General features: G+C 67.4%; 24 protein-coding genes and 4 tRNA genes. 16 read left to right on the forward strand and 12 right to left on the reverse strand.

Going from position 1 to position 23319, the window contains the following annotated elements; genetic code table 11:
• Positions 1–27 precede the first annotated feature (27 nt).
• Positions 28–1221, reverse strand: a complete 1194-nt coding sequence (locus RU09_RS10250) for a ribonuclease D (protein ID WP_042540239.1) — start codon at positions 1219–1221, stop codon at positions 28–30.
• Positions 1214–1795, reverse strand: coding sequence for a DUF3000 domain-containing protein (locus RU09_RS10255; RefSeq protein WP_042540241.1), 582 nt, complete (start codon positions 1793–1795; stop codon positions 1214–1216). Before RU09_RS10255 ends, RU09_RS10250 begins: the two co-directional genes overlap by 8 nt.
• A gap of 25 nt (positions 1796–1820) precedes the next feature.
• Between RU09_RS10255 and RU09_RS10260 the strand changes: the two genes are divergently transcribed.
• Positions 1821–2975, forward strand: coding sequence for an alpha/beta hydrolase family protein (locus RU09_RS10260; protein ID WP_042540243.1), 1155 nt, complete (start codon positions 1821–1823; stop codon positions 2973–2975).
• Here RU09_RS10260 and RU09_RS10265 read toward each other — a convergent pair.
• Positions 2959–3390: a SufE family protein gene (locus tag RU09_RS10265; protein ID WP_042540245.1), complete on the reverse strand. Its 432-nt coding sequence runs from the start codon at positions 3388–3390 to the stop codon at positions 2959–2961. The two genes, RU09_RS10260 and RU09_RS10265, sit on opposite strands and share 17 nt — an antisense overlap.
• Before the next feature lie 19 nt (positions 3391–3409).
• Complete coding sequence (locus RU09_RS10270) at positions 3410–4303, reverse strand: sulfurtransferase (protein WP_042540247.1); 894 nt, start codon at positions 4301–4303, stop codon at positions 3410–3412.
• Positions 4304–4448: 145 nt separating this feature from the next.
• On the opposite strand from RU09_RS10270, the gene zapE reads away from it, so the two are divergent.
• The 3 genes from zapE to RU09_RS10285 all read left to right on the forward strand — a co-directional run bounded on the left by zapE (position 4449) and on the right by RU09_RS10285 (position 7451).
• Entirely contained in the window at positions 4449–5498 is a 1050-nt protein-coding gene (zapE, locus tag RU09_RS10275; protein ID WP_042540249.1) for a cell division protein ZapE, read from the forward strand.
• Positions 5499–5613: 115 nt separating this feature from the next.
• A complete protein-coding gene (locus RU09_RS10280) occupies positions 5614–6852 on the forward strand; it encodes an ammonium transporter (protein ID WP_042540252.1) in 1239 nt (412 codons plus the stop codon).
• A 20-nt stretch (positions 6853–6872) separates the two neighbouring features.
• On the forward strand, positions 6873–7451 hold the full coding sequence (locus tag RU09_RS10285) for a type II toxin-antitoxin system PemK/MazF family toxin (RefSeq protein ID WP_082041089.1): 579 nt from the start codon (positions 6873–6875) through the stop codon (positions 7449–7451).
• Here the strand turns inward: RU09_RS10285 and RU09_RS10290 are convergent.
• On the reverse strand, positions 7397–8095 hold the full coding sequence (locus RU09_RS10290; RefSeq protein ID WP_197066001.1) for a Pr6Pr family membrane protein: 699 nt from the start codon (positions 8093–8095) through the stop codon (positions 7397–7399). The two genes, RU09_RS10285 and RU09_RS10290, sit on opposite strands and share 55 nt — an antisense overlap.
• A gap of 96 nt (positions 8096–8191) precedes the next feature.
• On the opposite strand from RU09_RS10290, the gene RU09_RS10295 reads away from it, so the two are divergent.
• Positions 8192–8575, forward strand: a complete 384-nt coding sequence (locus RU09_RS10295) for an SPW repeat domain-containing protein (RefSeq protein ID WP_042540254.1) — start codon at positions 8192–8194, stop codon at positions 8573–8575.
• A gap of 50 nt (positions 8576–8625) precedes the next feature.
• Here the strand turns inward: RU09_RS10295 and RU09_RS10300 are convergent, their stop codons facing one another.
• Entirely contained in the window at positions 8626–9072 is a 447-nt protein-coding gene (locus RU09_RS10300) for a GIY-YIG nuclease family protein (RefSeq protein WP_231567507.1), read from the reverse strand.
• A 222-nt stretch (positions 9073–9294) separates the two neighbouring features.
• Positions 9295–9370: transfer RNA gene (locus RU09_RS10305), tRNA-Val, on the reverse strand.
• A gap of 152 nt (positions 9371–9522) precedes the next feature.
• Here RU09_RS10305 and RU09_RS10310 point away from each other — a divergent pair.
• From RU09_RS10310 to RU09_RS10320, 3 genes are all read left to right on the forward strand, one after another.
• Positions 9523–9595, forward strand: a tRNA-Gly gene (locus RU09_RS10310).
• A gap of 53 nt (positions 9596–9648) precedes the next feature.
• Positions 9649–9719, forward strand: a tRNA-Cys gene (locus tag RU09_RS10315).
• A gap of 23 nt (positions 9720–9742) precedes the next feature.
• Positions 9743–9814 (forward strand) — tRNA-Val (locus RU09_RS10320).
• A 183-nt stretch (positions 9815–9997) separates the two neighbouring features.
• Here RU09_RS10320 and RU09_RS10325 read toward each other — a convergent pair.
• The 3 genes from RU09_RS10325 to RU09_RS10335 all read right to left on the reverse strand — a co-directional run bounded on the left by RU09_RS10325 (position 9998) and on the right by RU09_RS10335 (position 12834).
• The gene (locus tag RU09_RS10325; RefSeq protein WP_042540256.1) at positions 9998–11344 is read right to left on the reverse strand and encodes a cryptochrome/photolyase family protein; all 1347 of its coding nucleotides are present in this window, start codon (positions 11342–11344) and stop codon (positions 9998–10000) included.
• A gap of 56 nt (positions 11345–11400) precedes the next feature.
• Positions 11401–11820: a DoxX family protein gene (locus tag RU09_RS10330; RefSeq protein ID WP_052492931.1), complete on the reverse strand. Its 420-nt coding sequence runs from the start codon at positions 11818–11820 to the stop codon at positions 11401–11403.
• A gap of 63 nt (positions 11821–11883) precedes the next feature.
• A complete protein-coding gene (locus RU09_RS10335; RefSeq protein WP_082041090.1) occupies positions 11884–12834 on the reverse strand; it encodes an alpha/beta hydrolase in 951 nt (316 codons plus the stop codon).
• 177 nt (positions 12835–13011) lie between these two features.
• On the opposite strand from RU09_RS10335, the gene RU09_RS10340 reads away from it, so the two are divergent.
• The 5 genes from RU09_RS10340 to RU09_RS10360 are packed head-to-tail and all read left to right on the forward strand — an operon-like array spanning position 13012 to position 17850.
• On the forward strand, positions 13012–14169 hold the full coding sequence (locus RU09_RS10340) for a sensor histidine kinase (protein ID WP_042540259.1): 1158 nt from the start codon (positions 13012–13014) through the stop codon (positions 14167–14169).
• A complete protein-coding gene (locus RU09_RS10345) occupies positions 14166–14855 on the forward strand; it encodes a response regulator transcription factor (protein WP_042540261.1) in 690 nt (229 codons plus the stop codon). The genes RU09_RS10340 and RU09_RS10345 overlap by 4 nt, the downstream gene beginning before the upstream one ends.
• Before the next feature lie 43 nt (positions 14856–14898).
• Positions 14899–15258, forward strand: a complete 360-nt coding sequence (locus RU09_RS10350) for a YnfA family protein (protein ID WP_042540263.1) — start codon at positions 14899–14901, stop codon at positions 15256–15258.
• A gap of 46 nt (positions 15259–15304) precedes the next feature.
• The gene (gene thrS, locus RU09_RS10355; protein ID WP_042540265.1) at positions 15305–17305 is read left to right on the forward strand and encodes a threonine--tRNA ligase; all 2001 of its coding nucleotides are present in this window, start codon (positions 15305–15307) and stop codon (positions 17303–17305) included.
• Positions 17302–17850, forward strand: coding sequence for an HIT family protein (locus RU09_RS10360; RefSeq protein WP_042540267.1), 549 nt, complete (start codon positions 17302–17304; stop codon positions 17848–17850). Before thrS ends, RU09_RS10360 begins: the two co-directional genes overlap by 4 nt.
• 6 nt (positions 17851–17856) lie before the next feature.
• On the opposite strand, the gene pdxY is transcribed toward RU09_RS10360, so the two are convergent.
• Both pdxY and RU09_RS10370 read right to left on the reverse strand, forming a co-directional pair.
• Entirely contained in the window at positions 17857–18708 is an 852-nt protein-coding gene (gene pdxY, locus RU09_RS10365; RefSeq protein WP_042540269.1) for a pyridoxal kinase PdxY, read from the reverse strand.
• A 46-nt stretch (positions 18709–18754) separates the two neighbouring features.
• Positions 18755–20062: an aminotransferase class I/II-fold pyridoxal phosphate-dependent enzyme gene (locus tag RU09_RS10370; protein WP_042540271.1), complete on the reverse strand. Its 1308-nt coding sequence runs from the start codon at positions 20060–20062 to the stop codon at positions 18755–18757.
• Between the two features lie 112 nt (positions 20063–20174).
• Between RU09_RS10370 and pdxS the strand changes: the two genes are divergently transcribed.
• From pdxS to RU09_RS10385, 3 genes are all read left to right on the forward strand, one after another.
• The gene (pdxS, locus tag RU09_RS10375) at positions 20175–21068 is read left to right on the forward strand and encodes a pyridoxal 5'-phosphate synthase lyase subunit PdxS (RefSeq protein WP_042540273.1); all 894 of its coding nucleotides are present in this window, start codon (positions 20175–20177) and stop codon (positions 21066–21068) included.
• Positions 21058–21660 carry a pyridoxal 5'-phosphate synthase glutaminase subunit PdxT gene (gene pdxT, locus RU09_RS10380; RefSeq protein ID WP_042540275.1) on the forward strand — a complete coding sequence of 201 codons (603 nt, stop codon included), beginning with the start codon at positions 21058–21060 and terminating at the stop codon, positions 21658–21660. Before pdxS ends, pdxT begins: the two co-directional genes overlap by 11 nt.
• Positions 21661–21734: 74 nt before the next feature.
• Positions 21735–23198 carry a DUF3375 domain-containing protein gene (locus RU09_RS10385; RefSeq protein ID WP_042540277.1) on the forward strand — a complete coding sequence of 488 codons (1464 nt, stop codon included), beginning with the start codon at positions 21735–21737 and terminating at the stop codon, positions 23196–23198.
• The last annotated feature ends 121 nt before the right edge of the window (positions 23199–23319 follow it).

Genomic DNA, 23319 nt, shown 5'->3' on the forward strand with positions numbered 1-23319 from the left:
AACGGGGAGGAATCGGTTGGATCGAACCTACGAAGCGTCCGACGGGGGCTCGTCGGGTGTTTGCGCGGCTTCTACAAAGGCGTCGGCGATCTTCTGTGCAGTCTGTGCAATCTGCCAGGGGCGGGCACCGAGCTCCGCGAGCGCGTCGCCGATGGCTTCCGGCGTCGTTCCCGGCACGTCCCAGGCCACCCGGCGGAGGTGATCGGGGGTGAGCAGGTTCTCCGTCGGCATTCCGAGCTCCTCAGCCGTGGCCTCGACGACGGGGCGCGCGGCCTTGAGGCGCGCATCGGCCTCCGGATTGCGGTCCGACCATGCCCGAGGCGGCGGCAGCGTGTCGCTCGGAACCCGCTCACGGGGCAGCTCCTCCGTGGTGCGTCCATCGACCATCGCCTGCCACCAGCGATCGAGTTGCGTACGGCTCGCTCGACCTTGGAAGTCCTTGATGCCTGCCAGCGCCTGCTTGCTCTGCGGGTTCGCGAGCACCGCAGCGATCAGTGAGCGATCCGGCACCAGACGTCCCGGAGAGACATCCTGATCCTGCGCGAAGGCCTCGCGAGCCTGCCACAGCGAGCGCGCGACGGCTAGGTTGCGCGCACCGCGCACCTGGTGGAGCCCGCTCAGGCGACGCCAGGGGTCTTCGCGCGGAGGCTTCGGGAGTCGGGTGAGCGTGGCGGCGAACTCCTCGGCGGCATACGCGGTCTTGCCCTGCTCTTCGAGCTCCGCCTTCAGCGCCTCATAGACGTCGATCAGGTACAGCACATCGAGCGCCGCGTACTCGAGCCAGGCCGCGGGGAGCGGTCTGGTCGACCAGTCCGCCGCGGAGTGCTCCTTCTTGAGGGTGATGCCGAGCGTGTTCTCCACGACGGCAGCGAGACCGACTCGTTCGTGACCCAGCAGACGCGATGCGAGCTCGGTGTCGAAGATCTCCTGCGGCAGCAGATCGAGTTCGCGAAGCGAAGGGAGATCCTGGCTGGCTGCATGGAAGACCCAGAGCACATCGCCGATCGCCTCCTGCAGCGGGCTGAAGTCGCCGAGCGCCGGGGGGTCGAAGAGGAAGACCCCCGCGTCTCGGCGGAAGACCTGCACGAGATACGCCCGCTGGGAATAGCGGAATCCGGATGCCCTCTCGACGTCGACGGCGACAGGGCCTGTGCCTGCGGCCAGTGCAGCGCACGCCGCACGGAACTCCGAGACGTCGGAGATCACGGAGTATTCAGTCACGTGCTGCCTTTCGCGCGCCGATAACGGCGATGCCCTCGGAACCCGGCGGAAGACCCGCCAGCATCCCGACCAGTTCGACCCAGGCCTCGACATGGGGTGCGAAGGGGCCCTCGGGTGTCCAGGACGCCCTCAACTCTATCTGTGCGCCGTCTCCTTCGACGGCGAGGCCACCGAAGCCCTTCGAGAGGGTCTTGGTCGACGTGCCGGACTCGGAGTGATAGCCGGCGCCTCTGGAGTCGAGCGCGTCGACGAGCCACGACCAGGTGACATCGGCGAGCAGGGGATCGGTGCCGATCTCCGTCTCCAGAGGAGCCTGGGCGAAGATCACGATTCGCCAGTCGCCGTCCCACGCTGCCGGGTTGTCGGGATCATGCAGCAGCACGAAGCGTCCGGTGCCGTAGGCGGACTCCCCGCTGTCGTCCGGGCGGACGTCTGCGGCGAGCGCGAGGGCGTGCGGAGCCAGGCCCTGTGGTGTGGGTATCTCGCGGATGGTGATGTCTGCGCGGAAGGCGATATCGCGCAGTTCGGCCACGGCGGCGTCGAAGATCGTCCCGGCATCGGGGTGAGCGGTCACGGCAACAGGCTAGAGTCAGGAAGCGATGAAGAGTCTCAGGCACGCCGTTGCGCTCCTTGTCCCTGCACTGCTCGCTCTCGGGACGGCACTGGCCCTGCTCGTCTTCAGCGTGGCCCGCCGGGTCGTGATTCCGAAGAAACGACCGGCCGACGTCGAGATCCTCGCGGTCGACACCGGCGCGCAGACGATCGAGCTCACTCGAACACGAGACACCGAGCTGCCGGGGCGGTACGGTCTCTTCACCTCGGGCACGTACGGGTACGTCAAGCTCGGTGCGGTGCTCAGCGCCGACGCGACGACCGTGCGGCGCAAGCTGCTCACGCAGATCGAGCCCGGCGCCCGCGTCGAAAGGAGTGCGGGATTCAGCGGCTGGTACTACTCGACGCCCAGCGAGCTGCACCTGCCATGGCAGAACGTGCTCATCGGGTCACCGGCGGGTCCGTGCCCCGCGTGGCTCTTCCCCGGCCAGTCGTCGACGTGGGTGGTCCAGGTGCACGGCCGCGGAGTCACCCGTGCCGAGTGCCTTCGCGCAGTCCCCGTGCTGCACGCGGCGGGCTTCCCGAACCTCGTCGTGTCGTACCGGAACGACGGCGAGGCTCCACGCAGCCGAAGCGGCTCCTACGCGCTGGGGGCTGCCGAGTGGCGCGATGTGGACGCCGCTGTCTCCTACGCGCTGCGCCACGGCGCTGAGCGCGTGATCCTGATGGGATGGTCGATGGGGGGTGCGGTCGCTCTGCAGACCGCACTGAACTCGGGCAACCGCGACCGCATCGCCGGACTGATCCTCGAGTCGCCCGTGATCGACTGGCGCAGCGTGCTGCGCTTCCAGGCGCGAGCGGCGGGAATGCGCGCGCCGCTGCCGGATCTGGCTATGAGCGCGCTGTCCGTTCCGCTGACCGCGCGGCTCAGCGGCGCTGAGAACGCGATCTCGTTCGACAGCCTTGACATAGTGGCGCGCGCGGATGAGCTGAAAGTGCCCATTCTCATCCTGCACAGCGATGACGACGGATTCGTGCCGGCCGACGCGTCGCACGCGCTGCAGCAGGCCCGCCCGGATCTCGTCACCATGCCGGCATTCTCGGGCGCTCGGCACACCAAGATCTGGAACTACGACCAGACCGGGTGGAGCGACGCCATCACCGGATGGCTCGCCGCTCAGGGCTTCAGCGCTTCTGCCTGACCTGCTTCTTCGCGCGCATGAGCATTCCCGTCATGCCGCCGATGCGCAGGGGCGACACGGCTCTGGTGAGCCCGATCGACTGCGGGTAGTCGTCGGGGATCGCCAGGACCTCGTCAGCAGTGAGGCCGGTGATGCCCTGCACGAGGATGCTCGCGAACCCGCGCGTGGTCGGTGCCTCGGGCGGAGCCGTCGCGTGCATCGTGACCACGCCGTCATTCACCTCGACGTAGATGTAGACGGGGGATTGGCACTCCGCGACGCGCTCGCACATCTCCGGGTGGTTCGCGACCTCCTCGGAGACCTCGGGCAGCTCGTCCGAGTACTCCAGCAGGAGCAGCAGACGATCCGCTTCGGGGGTCTCGAGGAATCCGGCGCGGATCTCAGCGAGGGTGTCAGGAAGTTCGCTCTTGCTCATCCCCGCCATCCTCCCACGGTCAGAGGGATCCGGGCTCCGATCCGGTGACGATCGGGACGCGCACCGCGCTGCCCCACTCGGTCCACGAGCCGTCGTAGTTGCGGACGTTCTCGAAGCCGAGCAGGTGCCTGAGCACGAACCAGGTGTGGCTGGAGCGCTCACCGATGCGGCAGTACGCGACGACGTCGTCGCCGTCCGTGAGCCCGGCGCCGTCGCGGTAGATCGCATCGAGTTCGGCACGCGACTTGAAGCCGCCGTCCTCTGCGACCGCCTTGGCCCACGGCACGCTCTGAGCAGTCGGGATGTGGCCTGCGCGCAGAGCGCCCTCGTCGGGGTACGCCGGTGCGGTGGTGCGCTCACCGCTGTACTCCTCGGGGGAGCGGACGTCGATCAGGGGGCTGCCGATGTGTGCGAGAACGTCTTCCTTGTAGGCGCGGATCACAGAGTCATCGCGCTCGACGACGGGGTACTCCGTCGGTGTGATCTGCGGTGCGTCGCGGGTGATCTCTCGACCCTCCGCGATCCAGCGATCGCGACCGCCGTCGAGCAGTCGCACGTCCTCGTGGCCGAAGAGCGAGAAGACCCAGAGTGCGTAGGCGGCCCACCAGTTGTTCTTGTCGCCGTAGATCACGACCGTGTCGTCGCGGGAGATGCCCTTGCTGCTGAGCAGCTTCGCGAACCCCTCGCCATCGACGTAGTCGCGGACGACCGGGTCGTTGAGCTCGGTGTGCCAGTCGACCTTCACGGCGCCCGGGATGTGACCGGTCTCGTAGAGGAGCACATCCTCGTCGGATTCGACGACGACCAGGCCGGGCGTGCCGAGGCGCTCGGCCAGCCACTCGGTGGTCACGAGCCGGCCGGGCTCGGCATACTCGGCGAACTTGGACGAAGTGGTGTCGAACTCGATGGCCACAGGGATCTCCTCAGACGGTGAGCGGCGATGATGCAGGGGTGACGGCGTAATGTGGAGCCGATACTTCGACGATAGATCCACGCCGCGCGCCCTGCACCGGATTCGTAAGACTTCGACACAGGTGCGCCCCCGATACAGGACCGTGATGACCGACACGCCCACCCGCACGGGCATCGTGCACCTGACAGATCGACAGCCGACCGTCACCGGTCCCGAGATGCTGGCCAGCCTCGTGCCGCCGCCGCAGTTCGACGGCGCCACGTTCGAGAGCTATCGCGCCGACGAGGCGTACCCGTCTCAGGAAGAGGCGAAGGAGACTCTTATCCGCTTCGCCGGACGAGGCGCTCCTGTGAAGCGCGGTGGATTCTTCGGCCGAGCCAAGAAGGAGCCCGAGACGAAGCCGGGCGTCTATCTTGACGGCGGCTTCGGCGTCGGAAAGACCCACCTGCTGGCCTCGATCTATCACGCGATGCCCGCGCGCAGGAAGTACTTCGGCTCGTTCATCGAGTACACGGCTCTGGTCGGCGCGCTGGGATACAAGAACACCGTCGACCTGCTCAAGGGCGCCGATCTGCTGTGCATCGACGAGTTCGAGCTCGACGACCCGGGCGACACCATGGTGATGACGCGCCTGATCGGCGAACTCGTGCCGACCGGCACCAAGCTCGCCGCAACCTCGAACACGCCGCCGAACGCGCTGGGAGAGGGACGCTTCGCCGCGCAGGACTTCCTGCGTGAGATCCACGCGATGTCGGACAGCTTCCAGACGATCCGCATCGACGGCGTGGACTTCCGCCAGCGCGCTCTCGACGGGCACGCCGTCGTCAGCGATGACGATGCGTACGACCGCGCGATCGAGGATGGGGCCGGCCGGGGCACCGCATCCGACGACTCGTTCGCCGATGTGATCCGTCACCTGGCTCGCGTGCACCCCTCGCGCTACCTCCGGATCATCGCAGGACTCGACCTCGTGGGCCTGAAGGACGTGCGAGTTCTGACGGACCAGTCCGAGGCTCTGCGCTTCGTCGCGTTCGTCGACCGTGTGTACGACGCGCAGATCCCGATCGTCGCCACCGGTGTGAGCCTCGACCAGGTGTTCGCGGAGGAGATGCTGAGCGGCGGATACCGCAAGAAATACCTGCGTGCTATCTCCAGACTCAATGCACTTACACACGCGGATCGCAGTGTCGCGTAACGCGATGTTCACACACGCGGCGTCTCTGTAACGCCGCCGCAACAAACCTCACGCATTCCGGAAATCGGGCGGCCTCACACTGAAGCTCTCAGTTTCCCGAATGTGAGGTTTGACTATGGATGCTCCAGGCAACATCTCCTGGGCGATCACCGCGACCGCCCTCGTACTGCTCATGACGCCCGGCGTCGCCTTCTTCTACGGCGGTCTCGTCAAGGCCAAGAGCGTCGTCAGCATGATGATGATGAGCTTCGGCTCGATCGGCCTCGTCGCCGTTCTATGGATCCTCTTCGGGTTCTCGATGAGCGCCGTCGACAGCCCCACCGCCTTCGCAGGCAACCCCTTCGCCGACATCGGCCTCTCCAGCCTCGCGGCCGGTGAGGGGTCGAACGTCGCACTTCTCGGAGTCGCATACGGTGCGACCTTCGCGATCATCACCGTCGCACTCATCTCGGGTGCCATCGCCGACCGTGCGAAGTTCGGCAGCTGGCTGATCTTCGCCGGCGTCTTCGCCACGGTCGGATACTTCCCGGTCGCCGCATGGGTCTGGGGCGGCGGTTGGATCATGAACCTCGGCACCACGCTCTTCGGTGAGGACAGCGGCATCGGCGTGATCGACTACGCCGGCGGTACCGCTGTGCACATCAACGCGGGTGCTGCCGCGCTCGCCCTCGCAATCGTCCTCGGCAAGCGCATCGGCTTCCAGAAGGGCATCCTCAAGCCGCACAACGTTCCGCTGACCCTCCTCGGCGCTGCTCTGCTGTGGTTCGGCTGGTTCGGCTTCAACGCCGGTGCCGAGTGGCTCGCAGAGGACATGGGCGGCGTCGGACTCATCGGTCTGAACACCCTCGGCGCTACGGCGGCCGCGATCCTCGGCTGGATCCTCATCGAGAAGATCAAGGACGGAAAGCCCACGTCGGTGGGTGCAGCATCGGGTGCCGTCGCCGGTCTGGTCGCCATCACCCCCGCCTGCGCCAACCTGACCCCCGGGTGGTCGCTGCTGCTCGGTGCCGTCGCCGGCATCGTGTGCGCACTCGCGGTGGAGATGAAGTTCCGCCTCGGTTTCGATGACTCGCTCGACGTCGTCGGCATCCACCTCGTCGGTGGCCTGATCGGAACGCTCTACCTCGGCTTCTTCGCCTCCGGAACCGGTCTCTTCGTCGGTGGCGACGCACGCCAGCTCGCCGTCCAGGCGATCGCAGCTCTCGGTGTGCTGGTCTACTCCTTCGTCGTCGCCTTCATCATCGGCTTCGCGATCGAGAAGACGATCGGCTTCCGCGTCACCAGCGAAGACGAGATCGCCGGTGTCGACCAGGTCGTGCACGGCGAGGAGGGATACGCACTGGCCGACGCCTGAACTCCCGTTAGGGTGACCGTGTGAGCAACTCGAACGGCATCCTGGCAAGACTCGCGGAGATCCTCTTCACAGCACTGGGATCTGACCGGGCGTCTCGGACGAACACTCGTCCGGGACGCCCGGTCTCGCGTGTGCGCACGTCCGAGGAGGTGCGCTCCGCAGCATCCGGCTCGAGAAATCCCGCGCGGGGAAAGGAGACGGTGCGCGTCGACCCCGACCGGATCAAGCAGCTCCGCATCGGCTACGCGCCCGACCGCGACGGCGCACCGGACGCGGGAGAGATCATCTGGACCTGGGTGCCGTACGAGGAGAACGACGGCAGGGGCAAGGACCGTCCGGTGCTCGTGATCGGGCGCGAATCGGCGGATCGGGTCTACGCGGTGCGAATGACGAGCAAGGCCCACGACGGCGACCGCGACTATCTGTCGATCGGTTCCGGAGACTGGGACTCGCAAGGACGCGAATCGTGGGTCGATATCGAGCAGCTCTACAGCGTGCACGAGAGCGGTCTGCGCCGCGAGGCGGCCGTGCTCGACCGTTCTCGTTACGGTCGGGTCGCATCGGCGCTGGCACGTCGGTACGGCTGGGCGAGCGCGTGAGCATCTGACTCTTTCGAGCGTCTCGGGGTCCCGAAGCTGCGCACTCTGCTGAGCGTCCACACCAGCGAGCCGGATGCGACGAGAGCCGCCACGAGTCCCGCGACGTGCAGTGTCAGAGACATGCCGCCCCGCTCGGGCAGCAGGAATCCGTATGGCACCCAGCCGTCCGTGATGCCCCTGAGCAAGACGACGCCCAGCCATGCGACCGGGTACGGGAGCACGAGCCAGAGGCGTCGCCACGGCATCGGAGCACGATCGCCGATGAGCACCCAGTCGAATACCAGCAGCACGGGGAACAGGGTGTGGAGTGCGAGGCTCACCCAGGCCGGCGCGCTTCCGGTTCCCGGTACCAGCACGTTGTACACGACGCCCACGACGATCATGCACGCAACGGCCACGGCACGAGCGCTGGTGAGCGGTACAGGTATCGAGCGACGGCGAATCGTCAGCAGCCCCGTCGCTATCAGGACACCAGCGGTCAGCAGACTCGTCAGATTCGTGAAGTAGCCGAAGTAGTCGACCAGACTCGCTCCCTGACGGGGAATTCCGATCACATACGTGAACACCAGGATCTCGACCACCACTCCGCCCACGAGCACACGGAGGATTCCGATCCCAGGAGAGGCAGGCGGCAATGACGTCATCCGTTCAGGGTACGAGCGGGACTCCTGCAATCCGTTCGGCGAAGCGCTGCGAACCATCTGTGAGTCGCAGCACGCGACGACATCACAGGAGGCATCATGCGTTTCATCCCCACCAAGGTCCATGGCATCCTCGACTACGTCGTCGGAGTGGCGCTGATCGCTGCTCCGTGGCTGTTCGGCTTCGCAAACGTCGGCGGTCCCGCCGTGATCATCCCGATCGTGCTCGGCGTCGGCCTCATCGTCTACAGCCTGTTCACGAAGTACGAATGGGGCCCCTTCGGCTTCATCCCGATGCCCGTCCACCTCGTCTTCGACATCGTCGCGAGCCTGTTCCTGGCGCTCTCGCCCTGGATCTTCGGCTTCTCGACCGAGGCGCCCAACGTGTGGCTCCCGCACGTGGTCGTCGGTGTCGCCGTGATCCTGGTCGTCCTGTTCTCACAGCCCCAGCCTGCGAGCGTCAAGGCCACAGCACGCGCCTGATCCATCTGCACTCTGAAGCCCCGCACGGAACGTCGGCCCCGTGCGGGGCTTCAGTTCTGCAACGCCGAGCTCACCCAGCGTGCGTACTGCTGCCAGGGTTCGCCCTCAGTGCGCAGCCCCGCAATGTGCGCCGACAGGATCGGGGTGAGCGTGAACCACTCGCCCCCCTCGCGGGCTTCCGCGAACTCCCGATGTCTCGCCTGTTCGACTTCCCGACCGCCACGCTCGAAGGCCAGGAGCTCTTCGTGCCGGATGCTGGCGAGGCGTTGCCGAGGGCGACGGCTGGTTCCGATCTTCACTCGGCGGTCATAGCGGATGTAGTAGACCACCTCGATCACGGGCCTGGGCAGACCGGGATCCGGCGAGTCCCCGTATCGCCATCCGCACCAGGCGCACATCAGCGCCGCTGCCACGCGCACTGCCTCCGCGTGGCCGCACAGCGAGCAGGGGCTGGGTAGCTGGATGGCCGACACGGTCGGCACGCTACCGGCAGCCACCGACGTCGAACCTCGCCTAGCTGCGCCGCAGCGAGCCGGAGTCTTGGAAGCGCTGCGACGAGCGGGTCGAGATCCCGGGAGTGGATGGTCTCCCACACCGCCGGCATCCCGCGGCTGCGGTCGCCCGAGAGGAAGTCGTCGAGCAGAGTGGTCATCCTGTGCCGGGCGACGATCCGCTCATGGGTGCGAAAAAACCCCGCGACACCTGAGTGTGCGGGGTTGTGGTGGGCGATACCGGACTCGAACCGATGACCTCTTCCGTGTGAAGGAAGCGCGCTACCAACTGCGCCAATCGCCCATACCTGTGGGGTACGTCAACCGATACTACCCGACGGTCGGAGGCGAAGTTGACCATGCTGGGAGACACGCGCGAGATTCGGTTTGAGTTTTGACAGTCGCCGATCATCGGCTAATGTTTCATAAGTGCCCGGGACAACAACCGGGAACAACGCGGATGTAGCGCAGTTGGTAGCGCACAACCTTGCCAAGGTTGGGGTCGCGAGTTCGAGTCTCGTCATCCGCTCAAGTGCAGGGGCCTTCTTCGGAAGGCCTTCCGCACGTGGGGTCAATCCACACGGTGGCGTGGCCGAGCGGCTAGGCACCGGCCTGCAAAGCCGTTTACACGGGTTCGAATCCCGTCGCCACCTCAGTAACTGAATAGCCCGAACGGGCGCGATTGGCGCAGCGGTAGCGCGCTTCCCTGACACGGAAGAGGTCACTGGTTCGATCCCAGTATCGCGCACAGAGAAACCCCCGGTTTTCCGGGGGTTTTTTGTTTCTCCGGGGTGATCTTTCGCCGAACGAGCCGACGAGGAGATCGTTCACTCGGCGGTGATGAGCGTCGGAGCAGGGTCCTCCAGCCCGCTTCGTAGCTCGACCCGTGTTCACACGACGGGAGCGGGGCAACTGCCCGCTCACACTGCGATCAGGTCGGCTGTGACGACCGCTTGACCACGTCGTAGGCGGCGAGCGCAGCCTTGCGTGTCGCAGCGAGATCGACGATCGGCTCCGACGGAGCATCCGATGCCCACTGCGAGATGTAGAGACCGTTCGGGTCGAACTTCTTCGCCTGCAGTTCGGGGTTGAAGACACGGAAGTACGGTGCGGCGTCAGCGCCGGACCCTGCCACCCACTGCCAGTTGAACGGGTTGCTCGCGCCGTCAGCATCGACCAGCGTGTCCCAGAACCACTCCTCGCCGCGACGCCAGTCGATCAGCAGGTTCTTCACGAGGAACGATGCCGTGACCATGCGCACCCGATTGTGCATGAAGCCGGTGTGCCAGAGTTCCCGCATGCCCGCATCCACCAGCGGGATGCCGGTGTCGCCATGCTGCCACGCCTCGAGCTGCGCCGGATCGAGCGGCGGCCACGGGAACGCGTCGTACTGACGGCGCAGATTGACGGTCGCCAGGTCGGGGGAGTGGAACGTCGTGTGCCAGGCGAACTCGCGCCAGCCGAGCTCCGAGAGAAAACCTGCGGCGCCGTCGGCGTCGACCGCCTCCTGCCAGACGGTGAACGGGCTGAGCTCGCCCCAGCGGAGACGAGGCGAAAGCAGAGAGGTGGCACCGGCCGACGGCTCGTCACGGGCGCGGTCATATGACCCGATGTCCTCGTGCAGGAAGGAGCGCAGCCGGGCGCGCGCGGCGGGCTCGCCGGGCTCCCAGGTCTCGCGCAGTCCGCCGGCCCAGTCAGGGCGGGTGGGCAGCAGGTTCCAGTCGTCGAGGTCGTCTGAGGCCGGCGCGCTGGCGACCCCGTCGAGGCTTCGCGGTGCGGGGAGCGGCGCTCGGGGCGTGGGAAGCGCGAGGCAGGCGCGCCAGAAAGGGGTGAACACCGAGAAGTGGGTGCCGCTGCCGGTCTTCACCGTCCACGGCTCGTGCAGCAGCGATGCCTGGAAGGACGTCACCTCGAGTCCGTCGTCGCGCAATGACGTCTTCAGGGTCGTGTCGATGTCACGTTCGGCACCGCCGTAGCGCCGGTTCCAGAACACGGCTGTGGCTCCGGTGTCGGTGACCGTCTCGCGCACGACGCGCTCGGCCGGACCACGCCGGAGGATGAGCGATGCGCCGAGGTCCTGCACCCGTTCGCTCAGCGACGCGAGGGAATGGTGCAGCCACCAGCGAGCAGCACCGCCCAGCGGTCGTATGCCGGGGGACTCCTCGTCGAGGACGTACAGCATGACCAGGGGTTCGTCGCGATCGATCGCTGCCCTCAGTGCCGGATTGTCGGCGAGCCGAAGGTCGTCGCGGAGCCAGACGAGTGAGGGAGAGACCATGGCACCATTCTCACCCGAGCGTCCGAACCGGTGGGCGGGGTTGCGCGCCTGGGACCTCAGCGGCTACGGCGCGCCGGTCGCCTGCGCGCGGGAGCGGGCTCGGCGGTCGACCACACAGCCCACAGCACCAGGAGCGGCTGGAGGAAGAGGCGTCCGAAACGACGAGCCTCGGTGTCGAGACCCGGCGTCGACCGTCGGGTTCGCCACTGGTGCACGTTCCCGGGGAAGACGGCGACGAAGAACGCGGCAGTCGCGAAGCCCATGCGGCGTCTCTCCTTCGGGAGGGCGAGCAGCCCGACGGCGAGAGCGACCTCAGCGGCTCCCGAGGCGATCACGATCGCGTCCTTGTCGAGGCGCGTGGCCTTCGTGGCCCAGTCCGGCACGACGACCCGGAAGCCACGGGTGCTCACGAAATGGACGATGCCGATCGCCCCGAGTGCGAGTGCGAGGATCCAACGCGCCAGTGCTCTGATCATCTGCTCACGCTACCCCGACGGCTCCGGAGGGCATACGGTTCGTCGGAGCGCCGCCACGCCCGGTCATCCGGGGCCGAGCATTCGGGCGCCCTCCCATTCGCGAAACCCGTCGGCGATCTCGGGTGCGTGCGTGTGATGCAGATAGTGCTCGCCGTCGACGGGGATGACGGTTCCGTCGTCCACGGCCGCGGCCTGGCGCTCGTGCAGGTCGAGCCAGTTCGGAGTGACCGCGTTGTCGGCGACCACGAACAGCAGGAGCGGGAGTCGGTCGGGAAAGCCGGTGCCCGCGGCATCCGCGAAGTTGGTCCTGATGTGCGTCATCTCATCGAGATAGGTCGGGGAGAGCGAGTTCCGATTGCTGAGGAGCGCCATCTGCTCGCGCGCGTCGTCGTCGTAGTCGAGGCCGCCCAGGTCATCGCCCGTCAGGCTCGTGATGACTCGGACCAGGCCCAGACTCTTCGCCGCGCCCAACAGTCCGACGGGGAACTCCGTGTCCATGTTCGGCTGCCCCGGCACGCTCGTGTCGATGCCGACGAAGGCCGTCACCTCATCCGGGTATCGCTCGGCGTACTCGATCGCATAGATCCCGGCGATCGAGTGCCCCATGAGCACGTACTCGTCGACCTGCAGCACCCGGAGTGCCTCGTGGATCTCGCCGACGATGTTCTCGGTCGTCCGCTCGGTGTCGGTGCCGTCGCTCAGACCATAGCCGAACGGTTCGACGACGATCACCCGGTGATCTTCCGCCAGATCGGATACCAGCGGCGCGAAGTCGAGCACAGGCGAGGCCGTGCCGAAGCCCGGGAGAAGCACGATGTCGGTCGCGCCCTCTCCTGCGACGAGGACGTTCATCTCGCGACCGTCGACCACCACCGTCTGACCGTAGGGTTCGATACGGTCGCGCTCGGTGGCTGTGGCTACCGCATTCACGATCGTCGTGGTCGTGAGACCGACCGCGAGAACGCCGCCGATCGCGGTCAGGACGAGGAGGGTTCTCTTGATGGATCTGCGCACGGTGGCCTTCCCGGCGCACGCGGAGATCGGGAGGAGCGCGCGCCTGCTCTCCAGCCTGACGAACGCGAGACGCCCGCGCGTCAGCCCTCGACAGACATCCGCATACCGCGTTCGCGGTATGCGGATGTCATCCGGCGGGAGGATCCGAGCGTCGCGGAGACGCGAAATACTGGATGCATGCCGTCGACCCGTGAACCCCGTGTCGGGATTCGACTGAACGATGTCGTCGTCGTCGCACTGATCGTGATCTTCGCGCTGCTGCCGTTCCCCGACGACACCTTCCGCGCGCGAGGACTCCTCTTCGTGCCGGCGCTCGTCGCCGCTGCGGTCATGCCCTTCCGTCGTCGTTGGCCGCTCGTGGTGCTGGCGATCAGTCTGCTGTGCGCCGTCGCGTCTGCGGCCGCAGGCACCATCTCACCGAGCGCGCTCCTCGCCGCAGCGATCGGCTGCTACTCCGCCATCGATCGACGCGGACGCGGCATCGGACTGATCGCGGTCGCAGTCTCGGCCGTGGTGGTCTTCCTCTCGAACGGCTGGGCCCTTGCGGGGGATCTTCTCGACTCGACCGCGCTGCAGTTCGTCCTGCTCGTCGTCCTCGGCGGTGCACTCGGAGACGCGGCCAGATCTCGGCGGGAATTCGCCGCCGCGATGATCGAGCGCGCGGAGCGCGCCGAGCGGAACCGCGATGACGAGGCGCGCAGACGCGTCGCTGAGGAGCGGGTGCGCATCGCCCGAGACCTCCACGATGTCGTAGCCCACCAGATCGCGGTGATCAGCCTGAACGCCGGTGTCGCCTCGTCGGCGCTCGACAGCAGGCCGGAGCGCGCCAGGGAGGCTCTCACCACGGTGCGCAGTGCATCTCGCACGGTGCTCAGCGACATCGGCGGCCTCATGTCGCTGCTTCGCTCCGATGCTCTCGACGACCCCGAAGACCGCCGGCCGCAGAGCGGGCTGGCCCAGCTGGACACCCTGATCGACGGTTTTCGACGAGGTGGGCTCCGAGTCGATCTGCGGCGCCAGGACGACGGGTTCGTGCTGTCGCCCGCGAGTGACCACGCGGCGTATCTCGTGCTGCAGGAGGCACTCACGAACGCCCACAAGCACGGCCTCGGAGACACAGCCACCGTGGCGCTGCGCATCGAGAGCGCGGCCCTGCACCTGACGATCGTGAACCCGACCAGAAACGTCGCACCTGCGTCGCCGGCCCCCGGCAACGGACTCCGTGGCATCCAGGAGCGGCTCGCAGCGGTGCGTGGAGCGGCACACTTCGGCAGCGATCGAGGTGTCTTCTCGCTGGAGGCGTGGATCCCGGTCGAGGGCGTCGATACGCCATGACCGTCTCGGTGCTCGTGGTCGACGACCAGCCTCTCGTGCGACATGCGGTGCGGGACATCCTCATCGACGGTGGCCTCGTGGTCGCGGGGGAGGCATCGAACGGACACGACGCCGTGCGTCTGGCGAAGACGGCCGCACCGGACGTCGTGCTGATGGACATCAGGATGCCGGAGCTCGACGGAATCGCCGCCACCGCTCTCATCTGCGCTCAGAACGACTCAGCCGTCCAGAACGACTCGGCGGCTCAGCCGCGAGTGCTGATCCTGACGACGTTCGAAGAGGACGAGAACGTCGTCGCCGCACTTCGCGCGGGGGCGAGCGGCTTCATCGGCAAAGGCGCGGAACCCGACGAGATCGTCCGGGCTGTGCGCACCGTCCACGACGGGGAAGCCCTGCTGTCGTCGATGGCCACGCGTGCACTGATCGAGCGCTCCATCCGACGCGGCGGATCAGACCCCGCCGCACGATGGACCACCGCCCTCGCTCTCCTGACTCCGCGCGAGCGCGAGGTGCTCGTGCTCGTCGCCGAAGGCCTCGCCAATGACGACATCGCCGCGGGGCTCACGATCTCGCCGCACACCGCGAAGACCCACGTGAACCGGATCATGTCGAAGGCGGGAGCACGCGACAGGGCGCAGCTCGTCATCCTCGCCTACGAGACCGGACTCGTCGTGACCGGCGCCTGATCCGCATCCTCAGGCGTGACAAGCCCTGCGCCACACTGGGATCATGACCGTCCTGCGCATCAGCATCCTGTTCGTGCTCGCCGCCGTCGCCGAGATCGGGGGTGCCTGGCTGATCTGGCAGGCTGTGAAGGAGAACAGAGGCTGGGTGTTCGCGGTTCTCGGGGTCATGGCCCTCGGCGCATACGGGTTCATCGCGGCGCTCCAGCCCGACGCGAACTTCGGGCGTGTGCTGGCGTCTTACGGCGGCGTGTTCATCGCCGGATCCCTGGCGTGGGGGATCATCGTCGACGGCTTCAAGCCGACGCTCTGGGACTGGGTCGGATCCGCGATCGCGCTGGTCGGCGCGGCGATCATCATCCTCGCGCCGACGGCGGCGGACACCTCGTCGGAGACGGGACTGTAGCGGTCAATCGGCCCCGGGCATGCGAGTAGCCTAGATCCAGACCCAGATGGAGTGTGCAGTGCCTGAAAATGCTCAGCCGAAAGACGGCTTCGCCCTGTTCTCTGACCGTTCAGTCGTCGCGATGCGCGTCAACGGAACCCTCAAGGACCTCGCCGCGACAGTGACGGATGCCGACGAGGTCGAGCCGGTCACGATCGACAGCCCTGACGGACTCAACATCCTCCGACACTCGGCGGCGCATGTGCTCGCGCAGGCGGTGCAGCGGATCAGCCCGCAGGCGAACCTCGGCATCGGTCCGCCCATCACCGACGGCTTCTACTACGACTTCGGCGTCGAGACGCCGTTCACGCCCGAGGACATCAAGGCGATCACGAAAGAGATGCAGCGCATCGTGCGTGAGGGCCAGCGTTTCGTGCGCCGTGTCGTCACCGACGACGAGGCGCGAGCCGAGCTCGCCGACGAGCCTTTCAAGCTGGAGCTCATCGGTCTCAAGGGCGGCAAGGAGGCGGCAGAGGGCGCGTCCGTCGAAGTCGGCGAGGGCGAACTCACGATCTACGACAACACGACCCGCGACGGCGAGGTCGTCTGGAAGGACCTGTGCCGCGGGCCGCACCTGCCCAACACCCGCATGATCGGGAACGGCTGGGACCTCACCCGCATCGCCGCCGCCTACTGGCGCGGCAGTGAGAAGAACCCGCAGCTGCAGCGCATCTACGGCACGGCGTGGCCGTCGAAGGACGAGCTGCGCGAGTACCAGCACCGTCTCGAGGAGGCCGCGAAGCGCGACCACCGTCGACTGGGCAAGGAGCTCGACCTGTTCTCGTTCCCCGAGGAGATCGGCTCGGGCCTCTCGGTCTGGCACCCTCGCGGTGGCATCGTCCGCGGCGAGATGGAGCAGCACGCGCGCAGGCGGCACATCGAGGGCGGCTACACGTACGTGTACACCCCGCACATCTCGAAGGAAGACCTCTTCCTCACCTCGAACCACCTCGTCACGTACAAGGAGGGCATGTACCCGCCGATCGTCATGGACGAGGAGCGCGACGACGAGGGGAACATCACCAAGCAGGGCCAGGACTACTACCTGAAGCCCATGAACTGCCCGATGCACATCCTCATCTACAAGGAGCGGGCACGCAGCTACCGCGACCTGCCGCTGCGCTTCGCCGAGAACGGCACCGTGTATCGCAACGAGCTGTCCGGTGCACTGCACGGCCTCACTCGCGTGCGCGGCTTCACCCAGGACGATTCGCACCTCTTCGTGACGCCGGACCAGCTCGAGGGCGAGGTCTCCAAGGTCCTCGAGTTCATCCTGTCGATGCTCCGCGACTTCGGCCTGACCGACTTCGAGCTCGAGCTGTCGATGAAGGACGACGAGAAGTCCAAGTGGATCGGCTCGGACGAGTTCTGGGAGTCGTCGACCGATGCTCTGCGTCGCGTCGCTGTGGCATCCGGTCTGAAGCTCACCGAGGTTCCGGGCGAGGCTGCCTTCTACGGCCCCAAGATCGACCTCAAGACGCGCGACGCGATCGGCCGCACCTGGCAGCTGTCGACCGTGCAGGTCGACCCCAACCTGCCCGAGCGCTTCGAGCTCGAGTACATGGACAAGGACGGCCAGAAGAAGCGGCCGATCATGATCCACCGTGCGCTGTTCGGGTCGATCGAGCGGTTCTTCGCGATCCTTCTCGAGCACTACGCCGGTGACTTCCCGGTGTGGCTGTCGCCGGTGCAGGTCGTCGGCATCCCCGTCGCAGACGAGTTCGCCGACTACCTCGGCGAGGTCGTCGACACCCTCCGGACGCAGGGAGTGCGGGCTGAGCTCGACACCTCCGACGACCGGATGCAGAAGAAAATCCGCACGCACACGACCGGCAAGGTTCCGCTGCTGCTGATCGCGGGGGAGAAGGACCGCGAGGCCGGCACCGTCTCGTTCCGCTACCGCGACGGCACGCAGGAGAACGGCGTGCCGATCGCCGACGCCGTCTCTCGCATCCGTGCCGCGATCGACGCGCACGCTCTCGTGCAGACAGCAGGGGACCTGGCGTGACGACGCCCTCCGAGCCGTGGGAGGACGCCGGCGAATTCGCCGGCGTCCCCGACGAGTTCCAGCGGCTGTGGACCCCGCACCGGATGGCGTACATCCAGGCGGGCCCGGAGCCGCTGCGCGAGGAGTGCCCGTTCTGCGAGGCTCCGAAGCTCCCGGATGCCGAGCGGCTCATCGTGGCACGGGGCGAGACGGCCTACGTGCTTCTCAACCTGTTCCCCTACAACTCGGGGCACCTTCTGGTCTGCCCGTATCGCCACATCGCGACCTACGACCAGGCGACGCCCGAAGAGGTCGCCGAGATCGGTGCGCTGACCCAGATGGGCATGCGCGTACTCCGAGAAGTGTCACGCTGCGACGGCTTCAACCTCGGGATGAACCAGGGCGCCGTCGCGGGCGCCGGCGTCGACGGACACCTGCACCAGCACATCGTGCCGCGATGGACGTCGGACGCCAACTTCTTCCCGATCATCGCGAAGACCAAGGCGCTGCCACAGCTGCTCGGCGAGGTACGCGAGGCCGTGGCAGACGCCTGGCCGAAGGCCTAGCGCGGGTCAGCGCACCTGACGCGCGGTGAACTGCATGCGCGGGTTCGCGTAGAACTCCTGCGCCTCGACGAGCTGCAGTTCGCGCGCACCGGACTCGAGGGTCGCCGCGAGCAGGTCGAACACACTCGATGCCGTGCGCTCGAGCGCCGTCTTGGCATCGCCCGTCGCGACGTAGTGCGCCGTGAACAGGGCCGCGGTCACGTCACCCGAGCCGTTGGCCTTCATCGGCAGGCGTGGCGTCTGCACGATCCAGGCGCCGGTCGGGTCGGCGACGAGCATCTCGATGGTGCCCTCTTCGCGGTCGGGGCGCTCGACGCTCGTGACGAGCACCGTGCGCGGTCCCATCGCCATCGCCAGGTCGACCGACGTCAGAGTGGACTCCAGCGTGTCGGGCTCGGTGTCAGTGAGGAAGCCGAGCTCGAACTGGTTCGGCGTGATGATGTCGGCAGCCGGCACGACCTTCTCGCGCAGGAGGATCGGGATGGCCGGTGCGACGAAGCATCCGGACTTCGCGTTGCCCATGACCGGGTCGCACGCGTACACGGCGTCGGGGTTGGCGGCCTTGACCCGCGCGACGGCGTCGATGATCACGTCTCCGATGCCCTCGCCGCCCTGATACCCGCTGAGCACCGCATCGATCTCCCCGAAGACCCCGCGTTCCTCGATGCCTGTGATGACCTCACGCACGTCGTTCGGATCGATCAACGGGCCGCGCCAGGCGCCGTAGCCGGTGTGGTTCGAGAAGTTCACCGTGTAGACCGGGAGCACCTCGACGCCGATCCGCTGCAGAGGGAAGACTGCGGCGGAGTTTCCGACATGGCCGTACGCGACGGCGGACTGGATGGAGAGGATCTTCATTCTCCGATCCTTTCAGTGAGGGCGGGAGGGGTCCCGCGGCGGGTGTTCATCGCACGGCTGCGACGAGGTCGGCGACGAGCGTCTCCGCGTCGTCTTCTGACAGGTCATGAACGGTGAGGCGCAGGTGGTGTGAGGGCTCGGCCCGCTCGTCGAGGGCGAAGTCGTCTCCCGTGCGCGCCAGCCAGCCACGTCGCATCAGTCGCTCGGCGACGACCCTCGCCGGTTTCGGCAGCCGCACCCACAGGCTCAGTCCGTCGGTGGCGGGGGAGTCGAGTCCCTGTTCCCGCAGACGATCCGCGAAGGCCGCGTTCCTCGCGGCGTAATGCTCTCGGGCCTCGGCGATCCGTGAGACGACAGCGTCATCGGTGAGCTGGGTCAGAGTGAGGCGCTGCAGCAGGTGGCTGACCCACGTGGTGCCCGGGCTGAGCCGCATGGCGAGGCGCTCGGCCGTCGTCGCGTCCGTCGCGGCGATCGCGAGGCACATGTCGGGTCCGAGGAATTTCGAGACCGAGCGCACAAGGGCGAACCGGCGGTGCTCGGGTCCGATGAGGGACTCGTACGGCCGATGGGACAGCATCGAGAAATGGTCGTCTTCGATGATCAGCACATACGGGTGGTCAGCGAGCACGGCGCGCAACTCGGCGGCCCGGGCGGCAGTGAGGCTCGCACCGGTCGGGTTCTGTGCACGGGGAGTGCAGATCACTGCGCGGACGCCGGCATCCAGCGCCTCACGCAGCCCCTGGACCGTCATGCCCTGGTCATCGACGGGCACGGGGATCGCACGGTACCCCCCGAGGCGCACCGTGTGGATGCTGGCGAGGAAGCAGGGGTCCTCGAGCGCGACGGCGTCGTCGCGCATCAGCGCTTGAGCGAGAAGGCGCTCCACGGCGTCGACAGCCCCGCTGGTCACGGTGATGCCGAAGTCGAGGTGGCCGATGTCGCCGGCGATCCACTCGCGCGCCCATTCGTCGAGACCGCGGTCGATGACGGGTTCTCCATAGAGCACGGGTCGCCCGGCGACCGTGGCGAGCGCCTGCGACGGATCGGGGATCAGCCGGGGATCGGGGTTGCCGGTGCCGACGTCGCGCAGCACCGTGTCGGACGCGTATCCCTCCTGGGCGACGGCCTCGAGACCCGTGATGACCGTGCCGGCGCGACCGCGCGAGATGACGATCCCCGCCTGGGCGAGCTGTCGGTAGGCGGCGACGGCGGTGTTGCGGTTGACGCCGAGAGTCGCCGCCAGCTCGCGGACAGGCGGAAGAGGGCTGCCTGCACGCAGGACTCCGCGGTCGCGCAGCCCGCGCACGCTGTCGGCGATGTCCGCTGCGGTGGTTCCCGTGATCTGGTCGCTCATGTGTCCTCACCTCCGATTCTAGGTCGTTCCGGACAGTGCTACTGTTTGGCCTAGATCAAACGAGACATCGTTCGACACCCATGCACATCGTGCTTCCCCGACAGGAGCTCTCATGACCGAACAGCCCACCACCGGATCCTCGCGCGTCAAGCGCGGTCTCGCCGAGATGCTCAAGGGCGGGGTGATCATGGACGTCGTCACCGCAGATCAGGCGAAGATCGCCGAGGACGCCGGCGCCGTCGCCGTGATGGCCCTCGAACGGGTTCCCGCCGACATCCGCGCCCAGGGCGGAGTGTCGCGGATGAGCGACCCCGACATGATCGACAGCATCATCGCCTCGGTCTCGATCCCCGTGATGGCCAAGGCCCGGATCGGTCACTTCGTCGAGGCGGAGGTCCTGCAGGAGCTCGGCGTCGACTACATCGACGAGTCCGAGGTGCTGTCGCCCGCCGACTACGTGAACCACATCGACAAGCACGGCTTCGACGTGCCGTTCGTCTGCGGTGCCACGAACCTCGGTGAGGCACTCCGCCGGATCAACGAGGGTGCGGCCATGATCCGTTCCAAGGGCGAGGCCGGCACCGGCGATGTCTCCGAGGCGATGAAGCACATCCGCAAGATCCGCGGCGAGATCGCCGCGCTCACCGCGCTGCCCAAGGACGAGCTGTTCGTCGCCGCCAAGGAGCTGCAGGCGCCGTACGAGCTCGTCGCCGAGATCGCCGAGACGGGCAAGCTCCCCGTCGTGCTCTTCGTCGCCGGCGGCGTGGCCACGCCTGCGGATGCCGCCATGATGATGCAGCTGGGCGCGGACGGCGTGTTCGTCGGCTCCGGGATCTTCAAGTCGGGCAACCCCGTCGAGCGCGCGAAGGCGATCGTCAAGGCGACCACGTTCTTCGATGACGCGAAGGTCATCGCCGAGGCCTCGCGCGGCCTCGGAGAGGCGATGGTCGGCATCAACGTCTCCGACCTCCCCGCACCGCACCGCCTGGCCGAGCGTGGCTGGTAGACCCGCAGTCGGCGTGCTGGCCCTGCAGGGCGACGTGCGTGAGCACGCCGCCCTGCTGGCCGGGCTCGGTGCCGACGTCGTCCTCGTGCGGCGCCCCGAGGAGCTCGCCGCCGTGAGCGGCCTCGTGATCCCCGGTGGCGAGTCCAGCGTGATCGACAAGCTCTCGCGCACCTTCGGGATGCAGGAGCCGATCCGTGCCGCGATCAGCGCCGGGCTTCCCGCGTATGGAACATGTGCGGGGCTGATCCTCCTCGCAGACGAGGTGCTCGACGGCATCGACGGACAGCAGTCGTTCGGCGGTATGGACATCGCCGTCCGCCGCAATGCCTTCGGGCGTCAGACGGAGTCGTTCGAGATGTCGCTCGAGGTTCCGGTGCTCGGCGAGCCCCCTGTGCACGCGACCTTCATCCGCGCTCCGATCGTGGAGCGGGTCGGTCCTGATGTGGAAGTACTCGCCACGCTGCCCGACGGCGGGATCGTCGCGGTGCAGCATGGGTCGCTGCTCGGCACCAGTTTTCATCCCGAGGTCGACGGTGAGACGCGCTTCCACGAGATGTTCCTCGAGCGGGTCCGAGATCGCAGCGGTCGATGACATCGATCCATGGCGACCCGCCATGCACCAGAGCATGACAGGCCGTGGTCCCAGGTCGGACTAGTCTCTTTCGAGTGACTGGATCCAGGGCTGAGACCGCGTACGCGCGTGCCATCACCGCATTCAGCACCCCGACACTCGATCTTCTCCACGGCCGATTCGCTCCGTTCGTCGTCGCGTCGCTCACCCTTCTGTTCAACGCCGACCGGGCATCGGTCGCGGTGGCGGATGCGCATGCCGAGCTGGCCGAGGTGCTGGATGAGCTCCGCGCGGCGGGGTACGACGAAGACGACAGAAGACTGCCGTCCGGCAGCGGACGTGACGTCTGCCGCAACTGGGTGCGCCTGGGCTGGCTGATCCAGCAGATCGACGACGACATCGAGGTCTATCGCCTGTCGGCGCACGCCGTCGCCGCGCTCGAGATATCCGGCCGCACCGGCGGCGGGCGAACGCGAGTGTCGAACTCGCGTGTGCGCACCCTGCTCGATGCCGTGGAGCATCTCTCGGTGAGCGCGGAGGTCGACCCGGTTCGTCGCCTCTCCCGGCTGCAGGCGGAGCGCGACGTCATCGATGCGGAGATCGCTCGCATCCAGGACTCCGGACGCGCGGAGCCTGCGGATGACGAGGAACTCCTCGAGGAGGCGGAGAACGTCCTTCATCTGGCGCGCGAGCTCCCCGCCGACTTCACGAGGGTCGCCGAGTCGCTCAGAGCGATGCAGCGCGACGTCGTCGCCCACCTCCGGAGGGACGAGCGGCCGACGAGCGAGGTGCTGCGCGAGTATCTCCAGCGCGCCCAGGACGTGATGCAGTCGACCCCGGAGGGGCGTGCCTTCGCAGGTGCCCTGCGTCTGATCGGCGACCCCGAGCGCATCGACGCCCTCACTGAGCAGCTCCGCGGACTCCTCGACCAGCCGTTCGCGCGCATGCTCGACGGCACGCAGCGTGCCGAGCTCGATGCGATCGCGCGACGCGTGGAGCTGGGGGTGGAGGAGGTGCTGGCCGCACAGCGCCGCGCCTCGCATGTCATCACCGGTCAGGTGAAGACCCACGACCCGTTGCGTGACCGTCAGATCGACGACCTCCTCCGCGACGTCATCGCAGGACTCCACGGGTGGTCGGGTCCGGCCGCGGTGGTCGATCCTGTGCGCAGCATGCCGCTCGCCGACCTCGGGCATCTCCGTCAGACGACCAGCGACATCCGCCCGCCGCGAGCTCCGGCCCCGCTCACGGATGCCGACGACGTCGACTTCCTCGATCACGACACGCGTGCCTGGGGTGGTCCGAGGTATGCCGAGCTCGAGGAGTACGTCGCCGGTCTCGGCGCGCAGTTCGATCTCGCCGAGGCGTTCCGGGCGGTGCCCGACGCGGCTCGACGCCCGGTCGACCTCCTCGGCCTGCTCGAGATCGCCCACCGCAACGGCCTCGCGGACGGCGACGGGATCTCGACGGTGGAAGCGCTGAGGCCTGACGGGACGACTCGCCGCTTCGCCTTCGGCGCCGTGATCGCCCGCAGCACGAAAGAGGATGCAGATGAGTGACGACGACCTCACCACGGCGGTCGCCGACGAGGGGTTCATAGCCCCTACGGCGATGGAGGACGACCTCGAGGCGCACTTCCCGGGTGACCGCGGCACGCTCGACCCCGAGATCAGACGTGTG

The sequence above is a fragment of the Microbacterium sp. MEJ108Y genome (assembly GCF_000834175.1).
In the GTDB taxonomy this organism is placed as follows: domain Bacteria; phylum Actinomycetota; class Actinomycetes; order Actinomycetales; family Microbacteriaceae; genus Microbacterium; species Microbacterium forte.

What these genes read in the sequence shown, in the direction of transcription:
- RU09_RS10325 (WP_042540256.1), bottom strand. Translation starts at nt 11,344, where the DNA reads ATGGTCTCTCCCTCACTCGTCTGGCTCCGCGACGACCTTCGGCTCGCC.
- RU09_RS10265 (WP_042540245.1), bottom strand. Translation starts at nt 3,390, where the DNA reads ATGAGCAAGAGCGAACTTCCTGACACCCTCGCTGAGATCCGCGCCGGA.
- RU09_RS10330 (WP_052492931.1), bottom strand. Translation starts at nt 11,820, where the DNA reads ATGATCAGAGCACTGGCGCGTTGGATCCTCGCACTCGCACTCGGGGCG.
- zapE (WP_042540249.1), top strand. Translation starts at nt 4,449, where the DNA reads ATGACCGACACGCCCACCCGCACGGGCATCGTGCACCTGACAGATCGA.
- pdxS (WP_042540273.1), top strand. Translation starts at nt 20,175, where the DNA reads ATGACCGAACAGCCCACCACCGGATCCTCGCGCGTCAAGCGCGGTCTC.
- pdxY (WP_042540269.1), bottom strand. Translation starts at nt 18,708, where the DNA reads ATGAAGATCCTCTCCATCCAGTCCGCCGTCGCGTACGGCCATGTCGGA.
- RU09_RS10260 (WP_042540243.1), top strand. Translation starts at nt 1,821, where the DNA reads ATGAAGAGTCTCAGGCACGCCGTTGCGCTCCTTGTCCCTGCACTGCTC.
- thrS (WP_042540265.1), top strand. Translation starts at nt 15,305, where the DNA reads ATGGAGTGTGCAGTGCCTGAAAATGCTCAGCCGAAAGACGGCTTCGCC.
- RU09_RS10370 (WP_042540271.1), bottom strand. Translation starts at nt 20,062, where the DNA reads ATGAGCGACCAGATCACGGGAACCACCGCAGCGGACATCGCCGACAGC.
- RU09_RS10345 (WP_042540261.1), top strand. Translation starts at nt 14,166, where the DNA reads ATGACCGTCTCGGTGCTCGTGGTCGACGACCAGCCTCTCGTGCGACAT.
- RU09_RS10350 (WP_042540263.1), top strand. Translation starts at nt 14,899, where the DNA reads ATGACCGTCCTGCGCATCAGCATCCTGTTCGTGCTCGCCGCCGTCGCC.
- RU09_RS10280 (WP_042540252.1), top strand. Translation starts at nt 5,614, where the DNA reads ATGGATGCTCCAGGCAACATCTCCTGGGCGATCACCGCGACCGCCCTC.
- RU09_RS10295 (WP_042540254.1), top strand. Translation starts at nt 8,192, where the DNA reads ATGCGTTTCATCCCCACCAAGGTCCATGGCATCCTCGACTACGTCGTC.
- RU09_RS10290 (WP_197066001.1), bottom strand. Translation starts at nt 8,095, where the DNA reads ATGACGTCATTGCCGCCTGCCTCTCCTGGGATCGGAATCCTCCGTGTG.
- RU09_RS10340 (WP_042540259.1), top strand. Translation starts at nt 13,012, where the DNA reads ATGCCGTCGACCCGTGAACCCCGTGTCGGGATTCGACTGAACGATGTC.